7 protein-coding genes are annotated in these 9,384 nt (G+C 63.7%); 1 reads left to right on the top strand and 6 read right to left on the bottom strand.

Annotated elements, in window-relative coordinates:
• The first annotated feature begins 85 nt into the window (after positions 1–85).
• On the top strand, positions 86–1,021 hold the full coding sequence (locus ACCAA_RS15190; protein ID WP_186408096.1) for a carbohydrate kinase family protein: 936 nt from the start codon (positions 86–88) through the stop codon (positions 1,019–1,021).
• Positions 1,022–1,065: 44 nt separating this feature from the next.
• On the opposite strand, the gene ACCAA_RS15185 is transcribed toward ACCAA_RS15190, so the two are convergent.
• Genes ACCAA_RS15185 through ACCAA_RS15160 form a run of 6 tightly spaced genes read right to left on the bottom strand, consistent with a single transcriptional unit; the run spans position 1,066 to position 9,321 of the window.
• Positions 1,066–1,512, bottom strand: a complete 447-nt coding sequence (locus ACCAA_RS15185) for an MliC family protein (RefSeq protein WP_245754596.1) — start codon at positions 1,510–1,512, stop codon at positions 1,066–1,068.
• 55 nt (positions 1,513–1,567) lie between these two features.
• On the bottom strand, positions 1,568–2,053 hold the full coding sequence (locus ACCAA_RS15180) for a CBS domain-containing protein (RefSeq protein WP_186408095.1): 486 nt from the start codon (positions 2,051–2,053) through the stop codon (positions 1,568–1,570).
• Between the two features lie 3 nt (positions 2,054–2,056).
• Positions 2,057–4,522 carry a PAS domain-containing hybrid sensor histidine kinase/response regulator gene (locus ACCAA_RS15175; protein WP_186408094.1) on the bottom strand — a complete coding sequence of 822 codons (2,466 nt, stop codon included), beginning with the start codon at positions 4,520–4,522 and terminating at the stop codon, positions 2,057–2,059.
• 13 nt (positions 4,523–4,535) lie between these two features.
• Positions 4,536–5,699 carry a sensor domain-containing diguanylate cyclase gene (locus ACCAA_RS15170; RefSeq protein WP_186408093.1) on the bottom strand — a complete coding sequence of 388 codons (1,164 nt, stop codon included), beginning with the start codon at positions 5,697–5,699 and terminating at the stop codon, positions 4,536–4,538.
• Positions 5,696–7,555: a PAS domain-containing hybrid sensor histidine kinase/response regulator gene (locus ACCAA_RS15165; RefSeq protein WP_186408092.1), complete on the bottom strand. Its 1,860-nt coding sequence runs from the start codon at positions 7,553–7,555 to the stop codon at positions 5,696–5,698. Before ACCAA_RS15165 ends, ACCAA_RS15170 begins: the two co-directional genes overlap by 4 nt.
• The gene (locus ACCAA_RS15160) at positions 7,555–9,321 is read right to left on the bottom strand and encodes a PAS domain-containing protein (RefSeq protein WP_281193202.1); all 1,767 of its coding nucleotides are present in this window, start codon (positions 9,319–9,321) and stop codon (positions 7,555–7,557) included. Before ACCAA_RS15160 ends, ACCAA_RS15165 begins: the two co-directional genes overlap by 1 nt.
• Positions 9,322–9,384 lie beyond the last annotated feature (63 nt).

Raw genomic sequence — 9,384 nt, 5'->3', positions numbered from 1 at the left:
CGATTGCTGGTCTCTGACAAGGGCTCACCGCCAACAGTGCTATACTTTTTTTCCTCCACAACTCTCGTCGCCCTCGGCAAACTTCATGTCCACGCTTATTTGCGGCTCGATCGCCTTCGACAACATCATGGTTTTTCATGATCGCTTCAAGAATCACATCCTGCCGGAGCAAATTCACATCCTGAATGTGGCTTTCCTGGTCCCCGAGATGCGTCGCGAATTTGGCGGTTGCGCGGGCAATATCGCCTACAACCTCAAACTGCTGGGCGGCGACCCGATGATCATGGCCACCGTTGGCGATGATGCCGACTCGTATCTTTTGCGGCTAGACGACCTGGGTCTGTCGCGCGCCCATGTGCGCCGCATTGCCGGCAGCTTTACCGCGCAGGCCTTCATCACCACCGACCTCGACGACAACCAGATCACCGCGTTTCATCCCGGTGCCATGACCTATTCGCAGCTCAACCGTGTCGCCGATGCCGCCGAAGCGACGCTCGGCATTGTCGCTCCCGACGGTCGCGACGGCATGCTCCAGCACGCGAACGATCTGTCGGCAGCAGGCGTGCCCTTTGTCTTTGACCCTGGCCAGGGTTTGCCGATGTTTTCGGGCGACGACCTGATGCACTTCATGAAGCTGGCCACTTACGCCTGTTTCAACGACTACGAGGCCCGCTTGCTCTGTGACCGAACTGGCCGATCGCTAGAACAACTCGCCACCGAGGTCGAAGCGCTGATCGTCACCCTCGGCGGTGAAGGCTCGCACATTCACGCCCAGGGTCAACGCCACGAGATTCCGTGTGTCAAGGCCGACGCCGTGGTCGACCCGACCGGATGCGGTGATGCCTACCGCTCGGGTCTGCTGTACGGCATCGCGTCCGGCTGGGATTGGCAGCGGACAGGACGTCTGGCGGCCGTCATGGGAGCGATCAAGATAGCCCATCGCGGTGGCCAGAACCATCGCCCGAAGCGTGCTGAAATTGCCGACCGCTTCGCTGGGGCTTTTGGCAAGCCCCTCTGGTAAGCCAGCGCACGATTCCTCCGGCCCGGGCCCCGACCACACCGACTTCAGGCACCTGGCCGCTTCCCGCGCTCGCTCATCTTGCCCTGCGCAGCTTTGCACTCGTTGGCCAGGGGCCGCCCGCTGTTCGCGTCCATCAATACGCTTTTCCACGGCAGATCGATCCACAGCAGGCCATTCTGCCGGTCCTCATAGCGAGGCAGGCCGGAGGCCGAACTGTAGCGCTGCAAGGTGTGCTGATGGCCCTGCCAGTTGATCTGGATCAGGTTCGCATCACGCCCGTCGCGCTGGATTTCGACCCTCTGGCCGAGTTCGCAACGGTAGACGCCGCTGGCGAGCTGAAACTTCAGTTGCTGTTGCTCGCGCGCTTTGTCCTTGCCACGGTGCGCGACAGTCGCGTTCGCCGTCGACGGCGACTCGGTAGTCGCGCAGGCGGCCACGAGTGCCGACAGGGTAGTGATGGCGAGCAATTCAATCAGCTTGGCCAGCGTCATGCGCGTTACTCCCGAACCGGTGGAAAACGAAAAGATAACACGCCCGACTCGCCGCTCAGCAGCTATACGTTCCCTGCAGGAACATGATGCGCTGATCCAGTGCATGGGCCTGGGAGATACGCTCGTAATGCGCGATGGTCTCGTTCAGCAAGTCGACCATCGAGAGCAGAGCAAGCGGCTTGCCGTCTTCAAGCACCGGCAGGTGCTGGAGCCGCTTCTTGTTCATCAGATCCAGGCAGCTCTGCACGGTCTGTGGCGGAGTGGCGAAGACGGCACAAGTGGTCATGACCTGGCTGACCGAAGTGACGTCGGCGATTCCTGCACCGACCAACGCCAGGCGGGCGTAGTCGCGTTCGCAAAAAATGCCGGCCACGCGCTCACCGTCCAGCACCAGCACTGCACCGACATCGTGTTTGGCCATCACCGCCAGGGCTTCCAGGACGGTCGCCGCCACCGTCACGCCATGGACTGCCGGCAAGTTGAGGGCAAGCACACTGCTGATGGTCAATGGAGCGATGCGCGGGTGCTGCGGCAGTTCCATGGCTCACCCCTCAGGAGTCTCGTCGGCCATGGCCAACGACCTGTCGGGGGCGTCAAGCGAGTCGGCCAGGGCGGCGGCAAGGGTCGCCAGTTCGGCATCGATGGCCTCCATTTCGGCACGCACTTCGTCGCTGGGCAGGCGCATTGTTTCGTCCTTCCGCAACATCCCTTCCAGACGGGCTGCGATTTCAGCCAGGCCATCCGCCCCCAGCGTGGCTCCCGTACCCTTGAGGGTGTGTGCCACGCGCCTGGCTGTAACGTGGTCGCCGTCGGCCAGGCTGGTTGCCAGACATGACATGGCATCCGCTTGTGAGGCGACGAATCTGGCGAGCAGATCAAGGTATTTCTCTACCCTGCCGGCCAACAACGTGAGAGCGCGCGCGACGCTGACCCCCGGCAGGCTGGCCAGGCGTGCGAGGGTGGCCTCGGCAGCCGATGGCGATGCCGGTGTCACTAATGCCGGTGTCACTAATGCCGGCACCGCGACCGCCGTCAGCGCCGCGTCAGGCGGCGTGTGCCGAGCAACGCTGTCCGCCGCCGCAGGTTCTTTGCGCTCCCCTGGCGGCAGCCATTTAAGAACCACAGCATAAAGCAGGCCAGGTAGCACCGGCTTGGTGACAAAGTCGTTCATGCCCGCTTCCGCGCAGGAACGCCGGTCCTCGTCAAAGGCGTTGGCCGTCATCGCCAGGATTGGCGTCGTTTTCCAGCCAGGCAGGGCGCGAATTCTGCGGGTGGCTTCGAGACCGTCCATGCCGGGCATCTGCATGTCCATCAGGATCAGGTCGAAGGCGCTGCGCTGCGCCCAGCCGACAGCTTGCCGTCCATCCGCCGCCGTTTCCACCACCAGACCGACGCTCTGCAACAATTCCAGCGCCACTTCGCGGTTGATGTCATTGTCTTCGGAAAGCAGGATACGGCGGCCGGCGTGGTGCGCCCGCAACTCGCTCTCGGGATCGCCTCCGTGCACCGCCGCGAGGGGAGACACGATGCTCTGGCCGCGCTGCAGGCGAGCGGTCAACCAGAACGTGCTGCCCCGGCCGGGCGTGCTGTCCACGCCGACGTCGCCACCCATCAGATGCGCCAGACGATGGGTGATCACCAGCCCGAGCCCGGTGCCGCCGTAATGACGGGTGGTCGATGCGTCGGCCTGTTCGAAGGCCTGAAACAGTCGGCCAAGCTTGTCCGCTGCGATGCCGATACCCGTGTCCTCGACTTCGAAGCGCACCAGCAAGTCGTCGCCGATCTCTTCGAGCAGCCTGGCGCGCAGTGCAATGGACCCCTCTGCGGTGAACTTGACCGCGTTGGCGGCGTAGTTGAGCAAGGCCTGGCGTAGCCGCGTCGGGTCGCCGCGCAGCGACAGCGGAACGGCATTGCGCTCGATACTGATCGGCAATCCCTTCCTGTGCGCCGCTTCACCAATGATCGCGCCGACCTTGTCGAGGACGGCAGAAAGAGCGAAGTCCGTGTTTTCCACCTGCAAGCGACCGGCCTCGATCTTCGACAGGTCGAGGACGTCGTTGATGATCGCCAGCAGGTGCTGGCCGGCGTCATCGATCCTGTCCAGTCGCTCAGCCTGTTGCGCCGTCGCTCCGGAGCGCCGCAGGAGGTGGGTCAAACCGATGATGGTGTTCATCGGTGTGCGAATCTCGTGGCTCATGTTGGCCAGGAAAGCACTCTTGGCGCGGTTGGCCGCCTCGGCGCTGTCTGCGTGCTGTGCGAGGGCGAGATTGGCCGCCGCCAGTTCGGCGGTTCGTTCGGCCACCCGTTCTTCGAGGTGATGGCGATGGCGATCGAGTTCGTCGCTCATGCGCTTCCTGTCGGTGATGTCGCGGGAAACACCGAAGATGCCTATGACCTTGCCCTCGCTGTCGTGCAGCGGTCCTTTGGTGGCCAGAAAGGTGCGTTCGCCCTGGGCAGTGAGCAGGGTTTCCTCGTAGGTATGTGTCCGATTCTCGACGATCACGCGGCGGTCGTTGGCGCGTAGCGTCGCGGCCTGTTCCGGCGGGAACAGCGCTGTGTCGTCGCAGCCCAGCGCCTGCTCGGAGCGCTTGCCGATGACCCGCGCCGTGGCTCGATTGAAGACCAGGTAACGGCCTTCCAGGTCCTTGGCGAAGATGGCGTCTGTGGAACCGTCGACGATGGCGGCGAGCAGTTGCTGGTTGCGCAGGTTCTCGGTCCGCGCTTCGTGCTCGCGCCGGCTCAAGGTCGCCGTTTGGGCGAGCAGACGGCGGACCATCGCGTAGAGCAGCGCCGCGGTCACGGCGACAAACAGCCAGCCCTTCAGGGCATTGGCGAAAAACGACTGCGGCTGCTCAAGCAAAAGCCAGCCCACCGCCAGGTCGGAGAGCAATATCCACAGTCCGGCGAAAACGGCGTAGACGAGGGCCAGGCGAAGCGCGGCACCGCTCGCCGGTAGGGCGTCGGCCACGGCAAGGCCTGTTTCCGCAGGCTTCTCTGTGCCAGCTTTCATCGCCGCGGGCCGCCTATTCCGCCGGAGCGAAGAAACGGACGCCATTACGGCCGGCTTTCTTGACCTGGTACATCGCCAGGTCTGCCTGCTTGAAAAGGTCGTCAATCGAAGTCTCGTGACCGCGGAACAAGCTGGCGCCGATGCTCGCCGAGCTGCGATAGTCAAGCTCGCCCAGTTGATACGGTTCTCCTAGGGCGGCGCGAATCTTTTCGCCGACGATTGCCGTCTCGGCGGCGGCGGCATCGCGGTCGCCGCTCAGGTTGCCCAGCAGCACCACGAACTCGTCGCCGCCCAGCCGGGCGGCGGTGTCGGACTCGCGTATGCTGGCGGTGATCCTTTGTGCCGCGGTGAGCAGCAGTTGGTCACCTCTGGCATGCCCCTCGGTATCGTTGAGCGCCTTGAAATGGTCGAGGTCGACGAACAGCAGCGCAGCGAAAGTCCCGGAACGGTGGCCGCTGGTCATCGCCTGTTGCAGACGATCGTGCAGGAGCGTGCGGTTGGGCAAGTGGGTCAGCGAATCGAAGAAGGCCAGGGCCTCGATCTTCGCTTCGGCAATCTTGCGCTCGCTGATGTCACTGATCACGATGCGCAATGCGTTGGCGCCATCCACATCCCGCGCGGCAACGGCTTGCAGCCGCGCCCAGAAAGGCGCGCCGTCAGGCCTCCTGGCCATGCGCAGCTCGCAAACCTGGGGCTCACCGCTCTCAAGGAGCCGCTTGCGATGCAGGTAGAAGATGTCCTGATCCGCGCCGACAATGAAGCGACTGATCGCCTGCTTGATCAGCGCACTCCGGGAGGCCCCCAGCAAGGTGGCCGCGGCGAGGTTGGCCTCGATGATCAGCCCGCGCTCGCTGACCGTGCAATAGCCCACCGGCGCCAGGTCATAGAGGTCGAAATAGCGCGCGCGCAGGGAATCGAGTTCCCGTTGCGCCCGGCGCAGCTCCTCGTTCTGAATTTCCAGCTCGATCTGATGGACGCGCAGTTCGTGCAGCGTCAGCTCGATGGCTTCAGACGACAGGGCTTCGATGGCTTCCACTGATTGCCCGGGCCGGCTCCGCAGCGCATCTTCGGCTTGCCGGCGCAGCGCCGGCCCGCTGCTCCGACCTTGGTCGGCCGCCTGACGGGCAGTGTCAGTGTCAGTGTCAGTGTCTTCGGGGTGCTTGCCGAGGATGGTCATCGCTGATGAATTCCGCTGGCGTCGGCCGATGGTGGCTCGGCAAATTTCAGGGCCAGCTCGAGCGTCTCCATGAACGCGTTGATCTGGATCGGTTTGGTGATATAGCGGAAGAACCCTGCTTGCAGCGCCTCCTCGATATCATCGGGGCGGGCATTGGCACTCAGCGCGATCACCGGGATGTGCGCGGTCAGCGGGTCCTCGGCGAGCAGCTTCAACGCTTCGATACCGCTGAGGTCAGGCAGATTGATGTCCATCAGGATCACCTCGGGCCGCGAGGCGCGGGCCATCTCGACGCCGCTCTGGCCATCCCTCGCGCTGAACAGGTGAATACCGGGCCGGCGGGCGACGATCTCCTCGACCAGCATCAGATTGGCCGGGTTGTCCTCGACACAGAGCACGGTGCGCGACGACCTGCCGAAATCGACGGGTACGAGTGGTACGAGTGGTACGAGTGGTACGAGTGGTACGTCTGCGACCACCGGCACCTGCAGCTCGATCCAGAACGTACTGCCCTTGCCGACCGTGCTGTCCACGCCAATCACGCCGCCCATGCGCTCAATCAGCCGCTTGCACACCACCAGGCCGATGCCGCTGCCTTCCTCGGCACTGGCTTCCTGTCCGAGACGATTGAAGGGGTCGAAAAGCTGTGCCAACTGCCCTGGTGCCAGTCCCGCACCGCTGTCGCGGACGCTGACGCGAATCGCAGCCGGCGAAATCTGGCGACAGTCCACAGCGACCGTTCCGCCTGGCCGGTTGTATTTGATCGCGTTGGCCAGAAGGTTGATCAGAATCTGCTTCAAGCGGGTTCGGTCGGCCTGGACAAGGCACGGGCCGGCGAAGCCGGCAAAGGAGAGAGCGATGCCACGCGCTTGCGCCTGCGCTTCGATCATCGCCTGGCATTCGCACAGCGTAGCGGGCAGCGAGATCGCTTCCAGCACCAGCGACAGCTTGCCCGACTCGATCAGCGCGAGATCGAGGATTTCGTTGATCAGCTTGAGCAGGTGCCACCCCGCCTTGAGAATCTGGTCGATGCTGCGCGCCTGGGAAGCTGTCGGCGGTGGAGATCCGGATTCCATGAGTTGGGCAAAACCGAGGATCGCGCCGAGCGGCGTACGCAATTCGTGACTCATGCTGGCCAGAAAATCCGACTTGGCAAGGTTCGCCTTTTCCGCTACCCGTCTGGCGCGCGCCAGTTCGACGTTCTGCTGCTCCAGCACCTGGTTCAGCCTGGCGCGTTCGGCTTCGGCCAACTTGCGCTCGTTGACATCGCTCAGCACGACGCGCAGCGCCGGCGCACCATCAGCCTCCGCGACGGTGGCCGTCAGGTGCGCCCAGAACGGCGTTCCGTCACCCCTGACCATCTGCAACTCGCAGGTCTGCGCTTCCCCGCTGGCGACGAGTTTCCTGCAGCACAGGTAGTAGATGTCCTCGTCCGCTTTGACGATGAAGCGGCTGAACGCCTGCCTGACCAGCGCGCCCCTGGGGACGCCGAGCAAACTGGCCGCGGTGAGGTTGGCCTCGATGATCAGCCCGTTCTCGCCCAGGGTGCAGTAGCCGATGGGCGCCAGGTCATAGAGGTCGAAATAACGCGCCCGAGCAGCGTCCAGTTCGACCTGCGCCCGACGCAGTTCCTCGTTCTGCATCTCGAGCTCGATGTGATGGACGCGCAGCTCGTGCAGTGCCTGCCGGTTTCCTTCGGGCGCCAGCGCCTCGAGCGCGTTGAGTGACTGCGCTGCTTTCAGCCGCAGCGCCGCTTCGGCTCGCTGGCGCAGCGCTGGCGCGGCGGCCAGGCGGCGGTCGTCGCCGGTCGGCAATTCCGCGTCGGTAAAGCATTCGTTTTCGTCCCGCTGGCTCATCAGCAACCGCCACCGCTACGGCCGATTGCCGCTTCTTTGGCCCGTTCCGTGGTGGCGATGGCATACATCTGCCCGGCCTCATCGAGCAAGGCGGTGGCGATGATCGATACCGCCACGACGGCACCTTCCCTGGTCAGCCGCTGAGTGTCATACGGTTCCAGAATTTCGGCGCGGCTCAGTTGCTCCAGCCTGGTCAAAGCGTCGTCCTGCAACTGCGGCGGGATGCGGTCGCGCACGTTCAGCAGCAGCGCTTCGGCCTCGCTCCAGCCATACATCCGTTGCGCCGCCGGATTCCAGGCCAGGATGCGGCCCGCCAGGTCCTGAACCGTCATCGCATCGCGCGCATCGCGCACCACAAAAGCCCGCTGGATCATATCGTTGGCAGCGCGCAGCGCGTCCCGTGTCCTGACCGCCTCGGTGATGTCGAAGAAAGAGATCACCGCGCCCTCGATGACGTTGTCGAGCGTGCGGTAAGGCTGGATGCGCAGCGTGTACCACCTGCCCTCGCTGGTCTGCACGTCGATCTCCTTGATCACCAGCGTATCGAGCACCTCTTGCGTGTCTGCGACCAGGCGGTCATAGCCGACCAGGTTGGCGACGATGTGCGCCACCGGCCGCCCGACGTCGCTGAGAATCAGGTTGATGATCCGGCTGACGGTCGGGGTGAAGCGCATGATGCGCAGTTGATGGTCGACAAACACCGTACCGATGCCGGTGCCGGCGAGCAGGTTGTTCATGTCGTTATTCGCCCGCGACAAGTCGAACACCTTGTTTTGCAACTCGGTGTTGACCGTGGACAGCTCCTCGTTGACCGACTGCAATTCCTCCTTGGACGTCTCCAGCTCCTCGTTGGTCGACTGCAACTCCTCGTTGACCGACTGCATTTCCTCGTTGGAAGACTTGAGCTCTTCGTTCGAGGTCTCCAGTTCCTCCTGGGTGGTCTGAAGATATTCATCCTTGGCCCGTAATTCCTGCTTCAGCGCCGCAATGCGCGCTTCGACTTTGGCTTCCGCCCTGGTATCAGGAGCGGAACGGGCTGTCGATGGCGGGTCGACTGCCGCTACGCTGGCTGGCAGCGCGGTCTGCTGCTCCGGCCCGGAGTCGACCAGTGCTGGCGCTTCCTGCAGGATGACCAGGTACAAGGGCAACTCAGGAGCTGCCGCCGGGTCCACGTCCAGCGGGCAGACGGTCAGGTCGACGCGAGTGAAGTGGCTGTTGGTCTGGACGCTCAGACCGGGGCAATGGACGATCTCCTGGCTGCCGGCCGTTTTGTGCAGCGCCATTCTGAGGTCTTGCCGCAGCCCCTGGCGGGCCATTTTCAGGATGTTGTTGACGCCCGCCTCGCCAGGCGCCGGTTCCAGGTACATCCCGGTACGGCCGTGCAGGTAGAGGATGTCTCCCTGGCCGTTGACCAGCGCGCAGGCCGGCGCGAGCTGCTGCAGGAGCGCCTGTTCGGTCAACTCGCGCAGTGGCCGTTTCTCGGGCAAGACTGCCTTGCCGGTGCTGCGCAGCGGCGCCGCCTCGATCGCCAACTGCGGCGGCGGCAGGCGGCTCGTCGCTCCGCGTCGGCTGCCGGGAAGATCTTCTTTGCGCTGATAGAGCTTCCATTTGCGGTCCAGTACGGTAAACAGTTGGGCAAACTCGCCGGCGCCTTCGGACGTGCCAAGAAAAAGAATTCCTCCCGGTTTCAGGACATAGTGGAACAAGGGAAGGAGCTTCTTCTGCAAGTCGGCATTCATGTAGATCAGCAGGTTGCGGCAACTGATCGTAACTTCTCAAAAAGTGCGGGCGTGTATGCGGAGGGACGGGTGTTGGAGCGACGTGGTCAC

This window comes from Candidatus Accumulibacter aalborgensis (assembly GCF_900089955.1).
Classification (GTDB): domain Bacteria; phylum Pseudomonadota; class Gammaproteobacteria; order Burkholderiales; family Rhodocyclaceae; genus Accumulibacter; species Accumulibacter aalborgensis.
This window is presented reverse-complemented; position numbering and strand designations above follow the sequence as displayed.

Bases quoted from the DNA above. Each gene is read 5' to 3' on its own strand.
- ACCAA_RS15190 (WP_186408096.1), top strand. From the start codon at position 86: ATGTCCACGCTTATTTGCGGCTCGATCGCCTTCGACAACATCATGGTT.
- ACCAA_RS15185 (WP_245754596.1), bottom strand. From the start codon at position 1,512: ATGACGCTGGCCAAGCTGATTGAATTGCTCGCCATCACTACCCTGTCG.
- ACCAA_RS15180 (WP_186408095.1), bottom strand. From the start codon at position 2,053: ATGGAACTGCCGCAGCACCCGCGCATCGCTCCATTGACCATCAGCAGT.
- ACCAA_RS15175 (WP_186408094.1), bottom strand. From the start codon at position 4,522: ATGAAAGCTGGCACAGAGAAGCCTGCGGAAACAGGCCTTGCCGTGGCC.
- ACCAA_RS15170 (WP_186408093.1), bottom strand. From the start codon at position 5,699: ATGACCATCCTCGGCAAGCACCCCGAAGACACTGACACTGACACTGAC.
- ACCAA_RS15165 (WP_186408092.1), bottom strand. From the start codon at position 7,555: ATGAGCCAGCGGGACGAAAACGAATGCTTTACCGACGCGGAATTGCCG.